This window comes from Clostridium thermobutyricum DSM 4928, assembly GCF_002050515.1.
GTDB classification, from domain to species: Bacteria; Bacillota; Clostridia; order Clostridiales; family Clostridiaceae; genus Clostridium; species Clostridium thermobutyricum.
Window position 1 is genome coordinate 55,212 of the sequence record NZ_LTAY01000070.1, and the last position, 14,827, is coordinate 70,038.

29 protein-coding genes are annotated in these 14,827 nt (G+C 33.0%); all 29 read left to right on the plus strand.

Annotated elements, in window-relative coordinates; all coding sequences use genetic code 11:
• Positions 1–18 precede the first annotated feature (18 nt).
• The 29 genes from rpsS to CLTHE_RS12835 all read left to right on the plus strand — a co-directional run bounded on the left by rpsS (position 19) and on the right by CLTHE_RS12835 (position 14,825).
• Positions 19–294 carry a 30S ribosomal protein S19 gene (rpsS, locus tag CLTHE_RS12695; RefSeq protein WP_002598898.1) on the plus strand — a complete coding sequence of 92 codons (276 nt, stop codon included), beginning with the start codon at positions 19–21 and terminating at the stop codon, positions 292–294.
• 23 nt (positions 295–317) lie between these two features.
• Entirely contained in the window at positions 318–653 is a 336-nt protein-coding gene (gene rplV, locus CLTHE_RS12700) for a 50S ribosomal protein L22 (protein ID WP_002598897.1), read from the plus strand.
• A gap of 18 nt (positions 654–671) precedes the next feature.
• The gene (gene rpsC / locus CLTHE_RS12705; RefSeq protein WP_002598896.1) at positions 672–1,340 is read left to right on the plus strand and encodes a 30S ribosomal protein S3; all 669 of its coding nucleotides are present in this window, start codon (positions 672–674) and stop codon (positions 1,338–1,340) included.
• 26 nt (positions 1,341–1,366) lie between these two features.
• Positions 1,367–1,801 (plus strand): 50S ribosomal protein L16, encoded by a 435-nt coding sequence (gene rplP, locus CLTHE_RS12710; protein ID WP_002598895.1) that lies wholly within the window; start codon positions 1,367–1,369, stop codon positions 1,799–1,801.
• Positions 1,801–2,016 (plus strand): 50S ribosomal protein L29, encoded by a 216-nt coding sequence (rpmC, locus tag CLTHE_RS12715; RefSeq protein ID WP_002598894.1) that lies wholly within the window; start codon positions 1,801–1,803, stop codon positions 2,014–2,016. Before rplP ends, rpmC begins: the two co-directional genes overlap by 1 nt.
• 23 nt (positions 2,017–2,039) lie before the next feature.
• The gene (gene rpsQ, locus CLTHE_RS12720) at positions 2,040–2,294 is read left to right on the plus strand and encodes a 30S ribosomal protein S17 (protein ID WP_002598893.1); all 255 of its coding nucleotides are present in this window, start codon (positions 2,040–2,042) and stop codon (positions 2,292–2,294) included.
• A gap of 30 nt (positions 2,295–2,324) precedes the next feature.
• Positions 2,325–2,693 carry a 50S ribosomal protein L14 gene (gene rplN / locus CLTHE_RS12725; RefSeq protein ID WP_002598892.1) on the plus strand — a complete coding sequence of 123 codons (369 nt, stop codon included), beginning with the start codon at positions 2,325–2,327 and terminating at the stop codon, positions 2,691–2,693.
• Between the two features lie 15 nt (positions 2,694–2,708).
• Positions 2,709–3,023, plus strand: coding sequence for a 50S ribosomal protein L24 (gene rplX / locus CLTHE_RS12730; RefSeq protein ID WP_002598891.1), 315 nt, complete (start codon positions 2,709–2,711; stop codon positions 3,021–3,023).
• A gap of 22 nt (positions 3,024–3,045) precedes the next feature.
• Positions 3,046–3,585, plus strand: coding sequence for a 50S ribosomal protein L5 (rplE, locus tag CLTHE_RS12735; RefSeq protein WP_002598890.1), 540 nt, complete (start codon positions 3,046–3,048; stop codon positions 3,583–3,585).
• 15 nt (positions 3,586–3,600) lie between these two features.
• Positions 3,601–3,786: a type Z 30S ribosomal protein S14 gene (locus CLTHE_RS12740; protein WP_002598889.1), complete on the plus strand. Its 186-nt coding sequence runs from the start codon at positions 3,601–3,603 to the stop codon at positions 3,784–3,786.
• A 32-nt stretch (positions 3,787–3,818) separates the two neighbouring features.
• Positions 3,819–4,217 carry a 30S ribosomal protein S8 gene (gene rpsH / locus CLTHE_RS12745; RefSeq protein ID WP_002598888.1) on the plus strand — a complete coding sequence of 133 codons (399 nt, stop codon included), beginning with the start codon at positions 3,819–3,821 and terminating at the stop codon, positions 4,215–4,217.
• A gap of 61 nt (positions 4,218–4,278) precedes the next feature.
• Positions 4,279–4,818 (plus strand): 50S ribosomal protein L6, encoded by a 540-nt coding sequence (gene rplF / locus CLTHE_RS12750; RefSeq protein ID WP_002598887.1) that lies wholly within the window; start codon positions 4,279–4,281, stop codon positions 4,816–4,818.
• A 21-nt stretch (positions 4,819–4,839) separates the two neighbouring features.
• Positions 4,840–5,199: a 50S ribosomal protein L18 gene (gene rplR / locus CLTHE_RS12755; protein ID WP_002598886.1), complete on the plus strand. Its 360-nt coding sequence runs from the start codon at positions 4,840–4,842 to the stop codon at positions 5,197–5,199.
• 20 nt (positions 5,200–5,219) lie between these two features.
• Positions 5,220–5,717 (plus strand): 30S ribosomal protein S5, encoded by a 498-nt coding sequence (gene rpsE / locus CLTHE_RS12760; RefSeq protein WP_002598885.1) that lies wholly within the window; start codon positions 5,220–5,222, stop codon positions 5,715–5,717.
• A 12-nt stretch (positions 5,718–5,729) separates the two neighbouring features.
• On the plus strand, positions 5,730–5,909 hold the full coding sequence (rpmD, locus tag CLTHE_RS12765) for a 50S ribosomal protein L30 (RefSeq protein ID WP_002598884.1): 180 nt from the start codon (positions 5,730–5,732) through the stop codon (positions 5,907–5,909).
• A 17-nt stretch (positions 5,910–5,926) separates the two neighbouring features.
• Positions 5,927–6,367 (plus strand): 50S ribosomal protein L15, encoded by a 441-nt coding sequence (gene rplO, locus CLTHE_RS12770; RefSeq protein WP_002598883.1) that lies wholly within the window; start codon positions 5,927–5,929, stop codon positions 6,365–6,367.
• 2 nt (positions 6,368–6,369) lie between these two features.
• Positions 6,370–7,650 (plus strand): preprotein translocase subunit SecY, encoded by a 1,281-nt coding sequence (gene secY / locus CLTHE_RS12775; RefSeq protein ID WP_002598882.1) that lies wholly within the window; start codon positions 6,370–6,372, stop codon positions 7,648–7,650.
• Between the two features lie 24 nt (positions 7,651–7,674).
• The gene (locus CLTHE_RS12780; protein ID WP_080023799.1) at positions 7,675–8,319 is read left to right on the plus strand and encodes an adenylate kinase; all 645 of its coding nucleotides are present in this window, start codon (positions 7,675–7,677) and stop codon (positions 8,317–8,319) included.
• A gap of 1 nt (position 8,320) precedes the next feature.
• A complete protein-coding gene (gene map, locus CLTHE_RS12785; protein WP_002598880.1) occupies positions 8,321–9,067 on the plus strand; it encodes a type I methionyl aminopeptidase in 747 nt (248 codons plus the stop codon).
• 76 nt (positions 9,068–9,143) lie between these two features.
• Entirely contained in the window at positions 9,144–9,425 is a 282-nt protein-coding gene (locus tag CLTHE_RS12790; RefSeq protein ID WP_080023800.1) for a KOW domain-containing RNA-binding protein, read from the plus strand.
• A gap of 7 nt (positions 9,426–9,432) precedes the next feature.
• The gene (gene infA, locus CLTHE_RS12795) at positions 9,433–9,651 is read left to right on the plus strand and encodes a translation initiation factor IF-1 (RefSeq protein WP_002598878.1); all 219 of its coding nucleotides are present in this window, start codon (positions 9,433–9,435) and stop codon (positions 9,649–9,651) included.
• Positions 9,652–9,693: 42 nt separating this feature from the next.
• On the plus strand, positions 9,694–9,807 hold the full coding sequence (gene rpmJ, locus CLTHE_RS12800) for a 50S ribosomal protein L36 (protein ID WP_003373491.1): 114 nt from the start codon (positions 9,694–9,696) through the stop codon (positions 9,805–9,807).
• Between the two features lie 224 nt (positions 9,808–10,031).
• Positions 10,032–10,397 (plus strand): 30S ribosomal protein S13, encoded by a 366-nt coding sequence (gene rpsM, locus CLTHE_RS12805; RefSeq protein WP_002598877.1) that lies wholly within the window; start codon positions 10,032–10,034, stop codon positions 10,395–10,397.
• 16 nt (positions 10,398–10,413) lie between these two features.
• Complete coding sequence (gene rpsK, locus CLTHE_RS12810) at positions 10,414–10,803, plus strand: 30S ribosomal protein S11 (RefSeq protein WP_002598876.1); 390 nt, start codon at positions 10,414–10,416, stop codon at positions 10,801–10,803.
• A 29-nt stretch (positions 10,804–10,832) separates the two neighbouring features.
• A complete protein-coding gene (gene rpsD / locus CLTHE_RS12815; RefSeq protein WP_002598875.1) occupies positions 10,833–11,453 on the plus strand; it encodes a 30S ribosomal protein S4 in 621 nt (206 codons plus the stop codon).
• A gap of 78 nt (positions 11,454–11,531) precedes the next feature.
• A complete protein-coding gene (locus CLTHE_RS12820; RefSeq protein ID WP_002598874.1) occupies positions 11,532–12,479 on the plus strand; it encodes a DNA-directed RNA polymerase subunit alpha in 948 nt (315 codons plus the stop codon).
• Between the two features lie 12 nt (positions 12,480–12,491).
• The gene (gene rplQ, locus CLTHE_RS12825; RefSeq protein WP_002598873.1) at positions 12,492–12,833 is read left to right on the plus strand and encodes a 50S ribosomal protein L17; all 342 of its coding nucleotides are present in this window, start codon (positions 12,492–12,494) and stop codon (positions 12,831–12,833) included.
• A gap of 292 nt (positions 12,834–13,125) precedes the next feature.
• The gene (locus CLTHE_RS12830; RefSeq protein ID WP_080023801.1) at positions 13,126–13,980 is read left to right on the plus strand and encodes an energy-coupling factor transporter ATPase; all 855 of its coding nucleotides are present in this window, start codon (positions 13,126–13,128) and stop codon (positions 13,978–13,980) included.
• Positions 13,965–14,825, plus strand: a complete 861-nt coding sequence (locus CLTHE_RS12835) for an energy-coupling factor transporter ATPase (protein ID WP_080023802.1) — start codon at positions 13,965–13,967, stop codon at positions 14,823–14,825. The genes CLTHE_RS12830 and CLTHE_RS12835 overlap by 16 nt, the downstream gene beginning before the upstream one ends.
• Positions 14,826–14,827 lie beyond the last annotated feature (2 nt).

Sequence of the window (14,827 nt, forward strand, 5' to 3'; positions counted from 1 at the left end):
GAAGGGAGGCAATATATAATGAGTAGATCAACTAAAAAAGGACCATTTGTTCACGCTAAACTATTAAAGCAAATAGAAGAAATGAACGCTAATGGAGAACACAAAGTTGTTAAAACTTGGTCAAGAAGTTCAACAATATTCCCACAAATGATTGGACACACAATTGCTGTTCATGATGGAAGAAAACACGTTCCTGTATATATATCAGAAGATATGGTAGGACACAAACTTGGTGAATTCTCACTAACTAGAACATTCAAAGGACATGATGATAAAACATCAAAAAGAAAGTAGTACCCTGGAAAGGAGGAACATAAATGGAAGCTAGAGCTATAGCTAAATATGTAAGAATGTCTCCAATAAAGGTAGGAGCTGTTCTTGATTTAATAAGAGGAAAGAATGTTAAAGAAGCTTTCGCTATCTTACAATATACTCCAAGAGAAGCTGCAGTAGTAATTAACAAAGTGTTAAAATCAGCTGTTGCAAATGCAGAAAATAATTTTGCATTAGATACTGACAAATTAGTAGTATCAGAAGCATACGTAGGTCAAGGTCCAACATTAAAAAGATTTAGACCACACGCTCAAGGAAGAGCATTCAGAATCAACAAAAAAACAAGCCATATAACAATAGTTGTTAAAGAAAGAGCTTAGAAGAAGGAGGGAAACGAAGTGGGTCAAAAAGTAAATCCTCACGGACTTAGAGTAGGAGTTATCAAAGGCTGGGATGCAAAATGGTATGCTAATAAAAAAGATTTTGCTGACAACCTAATTGAAGATAACAAAATCAGAAATTTCGTTAAAAAAGAACTTTTCACAGCTGGAATTTCAAAAATTGAAATAGAAAGAGCTGCAAAAAGAGTTAAATTAAATATACACACTGCTAAGCCTGGTGTTATAATCGGAAAAGGCGGAGCTGGAATTGAAGCTTTAAAGAAAAAATTAGCTCAATTCACTTCAGGTAAAAACCTATTAATCAACATCGTTGAAGTTAAAAATGTAGAAAGAGATTCTCAATTAATGGCTGAAAATGTTGCAGCACAATTAGAAAAGAGAATTTCATTCAGAAGAGCTATGAAACAAACTATCCAAAGAGCTATGAAGCACAATGGAGTAAAAGGAGTTAAAATAGCTTGTTCAGGAAGATTAGGTGGAGCTGAAATCGCTAGAACTGAACAATATCATGAAGGTACAATTCCACTACAAACTTTAAGAGCTGATATTGACTATGGATTTGCAGAAGCAGATACAACTTACGGAAAAATCGGAGTTAAAGTTTGGGTTTATAATGGAGAAGTTCTTCCAACTAAAAAAGTTGAAAAGGAAGAAGTTAACGCATAGGACGCATTGGAAAGGAGGAATAAATCATGTTAATGCCTAAAAGAGTTAAGCATCGTAAGGTACAACGTGGTAGAATGAAAGGTAAAGCTACAAGAGGAAACTTTTTAGCTTACGGAGATTATGGAATTCAAGCTACAACTTGTGGATGGATCACTAGTAATCAAATAGAGTCTGCCAGAATTGCTATAAATAGATATATCAAAAGAGGAGGAAAACTTTGGATAAAGATCTTCCCAGATAAACCAGTTACTGAAAAGCCAGCTGAAACAAGAATGGGTTCAGGTAAAGGTTCACCAGAATACTGGGTAGCAGTAGTTAAACCTGGTAGAGTATTATTCGAACTATCAGGAGTAAATGAAGAAGTTGCAAGAGAAGCTATGAGACTTGCATCACACAAACTTCCTGTAAAGACTAAGTTCGTTACAAGAAGAGATTTTGAGGAAATGGGTGGTGAAGAATAATGAAGGCTAGAGAATTAAAAGAATTAAGAGCAAGTAATCCTCAAGATTTAAAAGCTAAATTAGGAGAACTTAAAGCTGAATTATTCAACTTAAGATTCCAATTAGCTACAGGACAATTAGAAAATCCTATGAGAATAAGAGAAGTTAAAAAATCTATAGCCCAAATAAAAACCATCTTAAGACAAGAAGAGTTAAGGGCTGTTGAACAACAGTAATTACTGGAAGGAGGTATGCCCTAATGGAAAGAGGTTTAAGAAAAAAGAGAATCGGAAGAGTTGTTTCTGATAAAATGGATAAAACTATTGTAGTTGCAATAGAAACTAAAGTTAGACATCCACTATATGGAAAAACTGTTAACGTAACTACTAAGTTCAAAGCTCATGATGAAAATAATGAAGCAGGAATTAATGATAGAGTATTAATTATGGAAACAAGACCATTATCAAAAGATAAAAGATGGAGACTTGTTGAGATAGTTGAAAAAGCTAAATAATAGCTTTAGGACTGAAAGGAGGGTAATTCAATGATACAACAACAAACTAGACTTAAAGTTGCTGATAACTCAGGTGCTAAAGAAATCATGTGTATCAGAGTTTTAGGTGGTTCTAAAAGAAAGTATGGTAACATTGGAGATATAATCGTTGCTAGCGTTAAAAGTGCAACACCAGGCGGAGTTGTTAAAAAAGGTGACGTAGTTAAAGCTGTTATCGTTAGATCAGTAAAAGGAATGAAAAGAGCAGACGGTTCATACGTTAAATTTGATGAAAATGCTGCTGTTATAATAAAAGATGATAAGCAACCAAGAGGAACTCGTATCTTCGGACCTGTTGCAAGAGAGCTAAGAGATAAAGAATTTAACAAAATTTTATCATTAGCACCAGAAGTTCTATAAGAGGAGGTGGCTGATTTGAAAATACACGTTAAAAAGAACGACACAGTTATGGTTATATCAGGAAAAGATAAAGGTAAAACAGGTGAAGTTTTAAAAGTATATCCAAAAACTGGCAAAGTACTAGTTCAAGGAGTTAATATAGTAAAGAAGCACCAAAAAGCAACTAGAACTCAAGCTGAAAGTGCTATTATAGAAAAAGAAGCTGCTATAAACAGCTCAAAAGTTATGTTATATTGTACAAAATGCAAAAACACTACTAGAATTAGCAACAAAATCTTAGAAGATGGAGCTAAAGTTAGAGTGTGCAAAAAGTGCGGAGAAACATTCTAGAATCTGAAAGGAGGGCATCGATATGACAAGACTTCAAGAAAAGTATGAAAAAGAAATAATTCAAGCAATGATGGAAAAGTTCGGTTATAAAAACATAATGGAAGTTCCAAGACTTGAGAAGATAGTAATTAATATGGGAGTTGGAGAAGCTAGAGAAAACCAAAAAGTTTTAGAATCAGCTGTATCTGACTTAACTTTAATAGCTGGTCAAAAGCCAATATTAACTAGAGCTAAAAAATCAGTTGCTAACTTTAAAATAAGAGAAAACATGGCATTAGGATGTAAAGTTACATTAAGAAAAGCAAATATGTATGAATTTGCTGATAAATTAATGTCAATTGCTTTACCAAGAGTTAGAGACTTTAGAGGAGTTTCAAGTAAGTCATTTGATGGTAGAGGAAACTATTCTCTAGGAATTAAAGAGCAATTAATATTCCCAGAAATTGAGTATGATAAAATCGATAAAGTAAGAGGAATGGATATAATCTTCGTTACTTCAGCTAAGACTGACGAAGAAGCAAGAGAATTATTAAGATTCCTTGGAATGCCATTTGCTCAATAATAAGGAGGGAAACTTATGGCACGTAAAGCAATGATAGAGAAATGGAACAGAGAACCTAAGTATAAGACTAGAGCTTATACTAGATGCAGAATATGTGGAAGACCACACTCTGTATTAAAGAAATTTGGTATTTGCCGTATCTGCTTTAGAGAACTTGCATACAAAGGTCAAATCCCTGGTTGTAAAAAAGCAAGTTGGTAATACTGAAGATATAGCGAAAGGAGGCACAATAAATGGTTATGACAGATCCAATAGCAGATTTGCTAACTCGTATAAGAAATGCAAATGCTGTTAAACACGAAATAGTTGAGGTACCTTCTTCAAACGTAAAGAAGGCCGTTGCAAATATATTATTACAAGAAGGATACATCAAAGAAATCGATGAATATAACGATGGTGTAGTTCCAATGTTAAGAATAGCTCTTAAATATGGAGCTAACGGTGAAAAAGTAATCACTGGTCTTAAGAGAATATCAAAACCAGGATTAAGAGTTTACTGCAAAAAAGATGAAACTCCTAAAGTACTTAATGGTTTAGGAATAGCTGTTATATCAACTTCAAAAGGAATAATGGTTGATAGAGAAGCTAGAAAGAACCAAGTAGGTGGAGAAGTTCTTTGCTACGTTTGGTAGTACTAAATTTTAGAGATTAAGTTAAATTTATATAGATATATAAAATACAGGAGGTGCAATTATGTCAAGAGTAGGTAGATTACCAATAGCTATACCTGCTGGCGTAACTGTTACTGTAACACCAGATAACGTTGTTACAGTAAAAGGGCCAAAAGGTGAGCTAGTTGAAGCTATGCACAAAGACATTAATATAGCAGTTGAAAACAACGAAGTAGTTGTTACTAGACATAGCGATGTTAAAGAGCACAGAGCTCTTCATGGATTAACTAGAGCTTTAATAAACAACATGATAATTGGAGTTGAAAAAGGATTCCAAAAAACATTAATATTAAATGGTGTTGGATATAGAGCTCAAAAACAAGGAAGCAAACTTGTAATGAACCTTGGATATTCACATCCAGTTGAAATAGAAGCAATCGAAGGCGTAGAATTCGAAATACCAGAAGCTACTAAAGTAGTTGTAAAAGGAATCAACAAGCAAAGAGTTGGTGAAGCAGCTGCAAAAATCAGATCATGGAGAAAACCTGAACCATACAAAGGTAAAGGAATTAGATACGAAGACGAAGTGATCAGACGTAAAGAAGGTAAAACTGGTAAGTAATAAAAGAAAGGAGTGATTTTTATGTTCAAGAAGGTAGACAGAAAATCAAAAAGACTAAGACGTCACCTTAGAGTACGTAAGAAAGTTTTCGGTACTCCTGAAAGACCAAGACTTTCAGTATATAGAAGTGAGAAAAACATATATGCACAAATTATTGATGATATAAATGCTATAACTTTAGTTTCAGCTTCAAGCTTAGAAAAAGATTTCTCTGCTAAAGGTGGAAATAAAGAAGGCGCTAAATTAGTAGGTGAATTAGTTGCTAAAAAAGCAATTGAAAAAGGATTAACTGAGGTAGTATTCGACAGAGGTGGATATGTATACCATGGTAGAGTTCAAGCATTAGCTGAAGGCGCAAGAGAAGCAGGACTTAAATTCTAATAAAACAAGGAGGGAAATCAATGAGAATCGATCCTAGTACACTAGACCTTAAAGAAAAGGTTGTTAATATAAATAGAGTTACTAAGGTTGTTAAAGGTGGTAGAAACTTCAGATTCGCAGCACTAGTTGTTGTTGGAGACGAAAACGGACACGTTGGAGTTGGTATGGGTAAATCTATCGAAATACCTGAAGCAATCAAAAAAGGAATAGAAGATGCTAAGAAAAATTTAGTTTCAGTTGCAATAGTTGAAAACACTATTCCTCACGAAATACATGGTAAATTTGGAACAAGTGATGTTCTAATAATGCCAGCTAAAGAAGGTACAGGAGTTATCGCTGGTGGGCCAGCAAGAATCGTACTTGAATTAGCAGGATTAAAAGATGTTAGAGCTAAATCATTAGGTTCAAATAATCCAAATAACATGGTAAAAGCAACAATCAGCGGATTAGCTAACTTAAGAACAGCAGAAGAAATTGCTAAATTAAGAGGAAAATCTGTTGAGGAAATATTAGGTTAGGGGGAAATTGCAATGGCTAAATTAAGAGTTACATTAGTTAAAAGCTTAATCGGTAGAAAGAAAGACCATATTGCTACTGCTAATGCCCTAGGACTTAAAAAGATCGGTAAAACAGTAGAGCATGAGGGAACTCCTCAAATAAATGGTATGATCAATAAGATAAACTACTTAGTAAAAGTAGAAGAAATATAAGAGGAGGTGCACTTAGTATGAAACTTCATGAATTAAAACCTGCTGCTGGTAGCAGAAAAGCTCCTAAGAGAGTTGGTAGAGGTACTGGTTCAGGGTTAGGAAGAAATGCTGGTAAAGGTGAAAAAGGACAAAACGCTAGATCAGGCGGTGGAGTTAGACCAGGATTCGAAGGAGGTCAAATGCCTTTATACAGAAGACTTCCTAAGAGAGGATTCACTAACATCTTTGCTAAGAAAATCGTTAGCATAAACGTTGATAGATTAAATGTTTTTGAAAACGGAACAGAAGTTACTCCAGAATTATTACTTGAGAGAAGAGTAATATCAAAAGTTATGGATGGAGTTAAAATTCTTGGTAACGGAAATTTAGATAAGAGTATAACTCTTGTAGGATGTAATTTCTCAAAATCTGCTAAAGAGAAGATCGAAGCAGCTGGAGGAAAAGTTGAGGTGAAATAATAATGCTATCAACCCTACGTAATGCCTGGAAAGTTCCAGAGTTGAGAAAAAGATTTTACTGGACAATATTTTTAGTAGCAATTTTCAGGATAGGAAGTCATATTCCTGTTCCTGGGATTAGCACAGAATATTTAAAGCAAATGGCTCAATCTGGTAGTCTAGTTGGCTTCTACGATTTAATATCTGGAGGAGCCTTCAGTAGATTTAGTATTTTTGCATTGGGAGTAATGCCATACATCAATGCATCTATCATAATGCAGTTGTTAACAATTGCTATACCTTCTCTTGAGCAACTTTCAAAAGAAGGGGAAGAAGGAAGAAAAAAGATACAAAATATAACTAGATATGTATCTATGATTATATCAGTAATTCTTGCAATTGGGATGTTTATGACTATATCAAGAGTTCCGGGAGCAACAGCAGGTATGAAAACAGAACAAATTATTATTGTCATACTTGCATTAATTGTTGGGTCAACTTTTTGTATGTGGTTAGGTGATCAGATAACAGTAAAAGGTTTTGGAAATGGTATTTCAATATTGATTTTCATAAATATTATTTCTAGATTACCTATGGAATTAAACTCAATCTTAATGCTAAAAAGCCAAAATGAAATTAGCATAGTTGAAGTTGTATTATTTATAGTTTTTGCTCTTGTGGCATTAGCTGTAGTAATATATTTCTCTCTAGCAGAGAGAAGAATTCCTGTTCAATATGCAGGAAAAGCTGTTGGAAATAAGATGACAAAAGCTCAATCAACTCACATACCTTTAAGTATTGTTGGTTCTGCGGTTATTGCGATCATATTTGCAATGTCTGTTATGCAATTTCCACCAACTATAGCTGGATTTTTCCCAGATAAGTCATGGTCTATCTGGATAAGAAGTAATAGCATGAGTATATTTAATACTCAAACTTGGATGTATCCAGTTGTTTATGCTATATTAACAATCTTCTTTACATGGTTCTATACTCAGGTTACGTTTAAGCCAGATGAGATGTCAGAAAATCTGCATAAATCTGCTGGATTTATTCCAGGAATAAGACCTGGTGAACCTACAACAGAATACTTTGAAAAAGTTTTAAATAGAGTGTCAGTTATTGGTGGTATATTTGCAGCTATATTAGCTGTAACACCTATATTGATTTCAAATTATAGTTCACTGAAAGGTGTTCAATTTGGAGGAACAGCACTTCTAATTGTAGTAAGTGTTGCATTAGACTTTATGAGAAGACTTGAGTCTCAATTAGTGATGAGACATTACAAAGGATTCCTTAAATAAGAATTAATAATGGAGATGATGCCAGTGAAGATTATATTATTAGGTCCTCCTGGAGCAGGTAAGGGAACACAGGCAAAATCAATTAGTAATAGATATTCAATACCTCACATTTCAACTGGAGATATTTTCAGAAAGAATATTTCTGAAAACACTCCATTAGGGGTAGAGGCAAAGAAATATATTGATAATGGGCAGTTAGTTCCAGATTCCGTTACTATAGACATGGTAAAGGATAGACTTCAACATGATGACTGTAAAAAAGGATATCTACTAGATGGATTTCCAAGAACAGTTGCTCAAGCTGAAGCTTTACAAGAATTCTTAGATAGTAGAAATGAAAAACTAGATACAGCTTTATGTATTGAAGTACCTAGTGAGTTTATACTTGAAAGAATGACAGGTAGAAGAGTTTGTCCATCATGTGGAGCAAGTTATCACATTAAATTTAACCCAACAGCGGTAGAAGGAAAATGTGATGTTTGTGGAAGTGATGTTATACAAAGAAAAGATGATACAGTAGATACTGTAAAAGAAAGGCTTGATGTATATGAAAGACAAACACAACCACTAATTGATTTTTATAAAGACAAAAATTTACTTTCAACTGTTGATGGAACTCAAGCTATTAATTCAGTTTTTGAAAGTATCTGCAAAGTTTTAGGAGAATAAGATGATATTCAGAAAGAATGAATCTGAAATTTCTAAAATGAGAGCTGCAGGAATAGTAGTAGGTAAAACGCTTCTACTATTAGAGAAAAATATTAAGCCTGGTATAAGCACTGCAGAATTAAATAGGTTAGCAGATGAGTTCATAACTAAGCAAGGAGCCAAACCTTCCTTTAAAGGATTGTACGGATTTCCAGCAGCACTATGTATTTCTGTAAATAATGAAATTATTCATGGAATACCAGGAGAATATATCCTCAAAAATGGAGATATTGTAAGTATTGATTGTGGAGCTTACTTAGATGGGTTTCATAGCGATGCGGCTAGGACATTTCCAGTTGGGGAAGTAACCGAAGAAGCTTTAAAACTTATTGAGGTTACAAAGCAATCTTTCTTTGAAGGTGTGAAATACGCTAGAGTAGGAAATAGATTGTCAGATGTATCACATGCAATACAGAGTTATGCTGAAAAATATAATTTTTCAGTGGTTAGAAATTTTGTAGGGCACGGGATAGGCAGAGATCTACATGAAGATCCTGAAGTACCTAATTTCGGTAATCCAGGTAAAGGTCCAATTTTAAGAGAGGGTATGGTTTTAGCTATAGAACCAATGATAAATGTTGGATCATTTAGAAATAAGACTCTCAAAGATGGTTGGACAGTTGTAACAAGTGATGGAAGCCTATCAGCACATTACGAAAATACAGTTGCAATATTATCAGATGGACCCGAAATACTAACACTAATTTAAAAACAAGTGTTGCTTAGTTATAAATTTGCATAGAGTTATGCTGTTTATATCTAAGGTAATCATCGAGGTGAATAATTTGCAAAACAATGACTTGATTGGGAAAGTGGTACTTTCTTTATCTGGTAGAGATAAAGATCATTTCTATATAGTAGTAGATTCTGATAAAGCCCAGAATTTATTACTAGCAAACGGAAAGAATAAAACTGTGAGCAATCCAAAAAAGAAAAATATTAAGCATTTATCTTTTATAGATGATATAGATGATGAACTTAAGACTACCATTATAGATAATAAGAAAAATGCTGACTTAAAGATTAAGAGGTTTCTAAAATTAAGATACATTGTTAAGGAGGGTTGATTACCTTATGTCAAAAGATGATGTTATAGAAATGCAAGGTGTGGTTTTAGAATCACTACCAAATGCAACGTTTCAAGTTGAACTTGAAAGTGGGCATAAAATTCTAGCACATATATCAGGAAAATTAAGAATGAACTTTATAAGAATTTTACCAGGTGATAAAGTTACTGTAGAACTTTCACCATATGATTTAACTAAAGGTAGAATTACTTGGAGAGCAAAATAAGATAGGATAGGATCCTATGCAATACTACAAGGAGGGTTAGCGATGAAAGTAAGACCATCAGTTAAGCCTATTTGCGAAAAGTGCAAAGTAATAAAAAGAAAAGGAAGAGTAATGGTTATCTGTGAAAATCCTAAGCACAAGCAAAAACAAGGCTAATATAGAGTATTAGGCAAAAAATACAGTTTAAGTATTTAAAATTAGTTGACTTTTTATTAAAAGTCAAATATGATTATATAGGCATTTAATTCAATAATTAGATTTTAGGGCGGCTGACAATAGGGGAACAAATTCTCACTATTGGCCTAAAATTTTATTATATATATTTTTAAAATTATCATATAGATAATAGGCATTTCAATTACCAGGAGGTGTAAATTTTAATGGCAAGAATAGCAGGTATTGACCTACCAAGAGAAAAAAGAGTTGAAATAGGTTTAACTTACATTTACGGAATTGGGTTACCTACTTCACATAAGATATTAGCAACAACAGGAATCAATCCTGATACAAGAGTTAAAGACTTAACAGAAGACGAAGTTAATGCTTTAAGAACTTACATTAAGGAACTTACTATTGAAGGTGACTTAAGAAGAGAAGTTGCTCTAAATATCAAGAGATTAGTTGAAATTGGTTGTTATAGAGGAATTAGACATAGAAAAGGTCTTCCATTAAGAGGACAAAAAACTAAGACTAATGCGAGAACAAGAAAAGGTCCTAAGAAGACTATCGCAAATAAGAAGAAATAGTTAAGGAGGGAAGGCAATGGCAAAGGTTAAAAAGACTAGAAGAAGAAAAGAAAGAAAAAATGTTGAGCACGGTGCTGCACACATAAAGTCAACATTCAATAACTCAATAGTTACTTTAACAGATGCAGCTGGAAATGCATTATCATGGTCAAGTGCTGGAGCTCTAGGCTTCAAAGGATCAAGAAAAAGCACTCCATTTGCAGCTCAAATGGCAGCAGAAACTGCAGCTAAAATAGCAATGGAACACGGATTAAAGAGCATAGAGGTTTATGTTAAAGGACCTGGAGCTGGAAGAGAAGCAGCTATCAGATCATTACAAGCAGCAGGATTAGAAGTAACATTAATAAAAGACGTTACTCCAATTCCACACAATGGATGTAGACCACCAAAAAGAAGAAGAGTCTAGTATCGATTCAAAATAGGAGGTGTAATTAAATGGCAAGATATACTGGAGCTACATGTAGATTATGTAGAAGAGAAGGTATGAAATTATTCCTTAAAGGGGATAGATGTTATACAGATAAATGTGCTGTTGTTAGAAGAAGTTATGCACCAGGACAACACGGAGCAGCTAGAAAGAAATTATCTAACTACGGTGTACAACTAAGAGAAAAGCAAAAAGCTAGAAGAATATACGGTGTACTAGAAGGTCAATTCAGATCATACTATGAAAAAGCTGAACACATGAAAGGTATCACTGGGGAAAACCTATTAAAGTTATTAGAATTAAGATTAGATAACGTTGTATATAGATTAGGTTACGGAGCTTCAAGAAGTGAAGCAAGACAATTAGTTAACCACGGACATTTCTTAGTAAATGGTAAAAAAGTTGATATAGCTTCATACAAAGTAGCTGTAAATGACATAATTACTGTTTGCGAAAAGAGCAGAGGAAGCGAAAAGTTCAAAACTTTTGTTGAAAATCCAAAGACTTTACCAAAATGGTTAGAAGCTAACGTTGAAAACTACGAAGGCAAAGTAGTTGCTATGCCAGAAAGAGAAGACATTGACGTACCAGTTAATGAAACTCTTATCGTTGAGTTATATAGCAAATAATTGAAGTATTTGTTTTAAGCAGATATGAATCAGTTGCCCTCAAATAAGGTTGCCATTTTAAAATAAAGGAGGGTTCGTATGTTAGAAATCGAAAAGCCAATAATTGAATGTGTAGAAGCAAGTGAAGATGGTACTTATGGTAAGTACTGTGTTGAACCACTTGAAAGAGGATATGGGATAACTCTAGGGAATGCTCTTAGAAGAATATTATTATCATCTTTACCAGGTGCAGCAGTTACTTCAGTTAAAATTGATGGAGTACTTCATGAGTTCTCTACTATCCAAGGAGTTAAAGAAGATGTTACTGAAATAATTCTTAACATCAAAGCTTTAGCTTTAAGAATGAATGGTGAAGGTCCAAAAACTATTTATATAGATGCAAAAGGGCCAGGTGTTGTTACAGGAGCAGATATAAAAACTGACGGAGATGTTGAAGTTGTTAATAAAGACTTACATATTGCAACTTTAGACAATGATGGAAGACTTTATATGGAGCTTACTGTTAATAGAGGTAGAGGATATGTTACTCAAAATAAAAATAAGAGTGATGAATTACCAATCTCAGCTATCGCTGTAGATTCTATATATACACCAGTAAAAAGAGTTAACTTTAAAGTTGAAAATACTAGAGTAGGTCAAATTACTGATTACGATAAGTTAACTTTAGAAATCTGGACAGATGGAACTGTTAAAATTGATGAGGCTATAAGTTTGTCAGCTAAAATTTTAATAGAACATTTCAAACTGTTCATGTCATTAACTGACAACACTAATGATGTTGAGATAATGATAGAAAAAGAAGAAGATAAGAAGGAAAAAGTACTAGAAATGACTGTAGAAGAACTTGATTTATCAGTTAGATCATATAACTGTTTAAAGAGAGCTGGAATTAATACAGTTCAAGAACTTGCTCAGAGATCTATGGATGATATGATGAAAGTTAGAAATCTAGGAAAGAAATCCTTAGAAGAAGTTGAAAAGAAACTTAAAGAATTAGGGTTAAGTTTAAAATTAAGCGACGAGTAAGGAGGTAAATCCATGGCACAACAACGTAAGTTAGGTCTTCCTACTGATCAAAGAAGAGCTATGTTAAGAGGTCTTGTAACTAGTTTTTTAAAGTATGGTAAGATTGAAACAACTGAAACTAGAGCAAAAGAAACTAGACGTATAGCAGAAAAGATGATAACTCTTGCTAAGAGAGGAGATCTTCACGCTAGAAGACAAGTTTTAGCTTTTGTTCAAGAAGAATTAGTAGTTAAAAATTTATTTGATAAAATAGCTCCACAATACACTGAAAGAAACGGTGGATATACTAGAATCATTAAAAAAGGTCCTAGAAGAGGAGACGGAGCTGAAGTAGTTATACTTGAATTAGTATAATTATTTCAGAAAGGGGATTAAGTTTTTACTTAATCCCCCTTTTTTATATGAAAAAATAATTAAAGAATATTCGAAAAATTTTAAATAGCTAGATTTTAGTATATAATGTGATTAAGAAATAAATTATTATTTATATACTTGAAATAAAATAATGTTAAATTTTATTAGTGATATTATTTATGATTGATTTGTATATAGATTAACTTAAATAATTCATTAATAAAATTTAATTTTTAATCAATTAAAATTAATATATATTTATAATTTAAATTGAATTTAGTTGGAGGTATTTATGTCTAGAGAAGATATGATTAAATGTGAAAAGCTATCTTTTAAATACACAACAGATGAAGAAAATGGAGTAGTTGAAAAGTATGCTATTAAAGATATAGATTTAACAGTTAAAAAAGGAGAATTTTTAGTTGTTTTAGGACATAATGGTTCGGGAAAATCAACTGTTGCTAAACATATGAATGCATTGCTTATTCCATCTTCGGGTACTATTTATGTTGATGGATTAGAAACTAAAAATGAGGAAAATATTTGGACTGTTAGATCTAAAGCAGGAATGGTTTTTCAAAATCCAGATAACCAAATGGTTGCAACTATTGTTGAAGAGGATGTTGCATTTGGACCAGAGAATTTAGGAATAGATCCTAAAGAGATTAGAAAACGTGTAGATGAAAGTTTAGAAAAGGTCGGAATGAGTGAGTATAAAAGACATGCTCCGCATCTTTTGTCAGGAGGACAAAAGCAAAGGGTAGCAATAGCGGGTATATTAGCTATGCAGCCGGAATGCATAATTTTTGATGAACCAACAGCTATGTTAGATCCTTCAGGAAGAAGAGAAGTACTTGAAAATATAAAGGAAATAAATAAAGAACATGGGATTACTGTTATTCTTATAACACATTATATGGATGAGGCAGCACAAGCAGATAGAGTTGTTGTTATAGATGGTGGGAGTGTAGTATTAGAAGGAAAGCCTAAACAAGTATTTTCAAATGTTGAAAAGATGAAAAGTTTAGGATTAGATGTACCACAAGTAACTGAAATTGTATATGAACTTAATAAAAAAGGTTTTAATTTAGATAAAGAAATTTTAAATGTAGATGAAATGGTGGATGCGTTATGTCAATTAAAATAGAAAATTTAAAACATGTTTATATGCCAGGAAGTCCTTTTGAAAAAACTGCTCTAGAAGATGTAAATCTTGATATTAAGACTGGAGAGTTTATAACTCTAATAGGTCATACTGGCTCAGGAAAGTCTACTCTTATACAACATATGAATGGACTTTTAGAAGCAACTGAAGGAAAAATAATAATTGATGGAGAGGATATAACGGCAAAAGGCACTAAACTTTCCGATGTTAGAAAAAAAGTTGGGCTTGTATTTCAATATCCTGAATATCAATTATTTGAAGAAACTATAGAAAAAGATATTCAATATGGACCAAGAAATTTAGGGCTTAGTGAAGAAGAAATCTTTAAAAGAGTAAAGAAATCTATGGAAATGGTTGGTTTAGATTATGATACTTATAAAGATAAATCACCTTTTGATTTAAGTGGTGGACAAAAAAGAAGGGTGGCAATAGCAGGAGTTATTGCTATGGAACCAAAAACACTTATATTAGATGAACCTACTGCAGGATTAGATCCTAAAGGTAGAGATGATATATTAAATCAAATACAAATACTGCATAAGCAATATGGAATGACTATAATACTAGTTAGTCATAGTATGGAAGATGTAGGCAGAATAGCTGAACGAATAATAGTTATGAATAAAGGGCGAGTTGCTCTTCAAGGTACACCAGGAGAAGTTTTTAAAGAGATAGATACTTTAGAAGCTATTGGACTTGGAGTTCCACAGGTTACTTATTTAGCTAAAAAGCTTAGAGATAAAGGATATCCTATAAGAGAGGATGTTTATACTATAGAGCAATGTAAAGAAGAACTAATTAGAATTTTTGGAGAAAATAATGCTTAGAG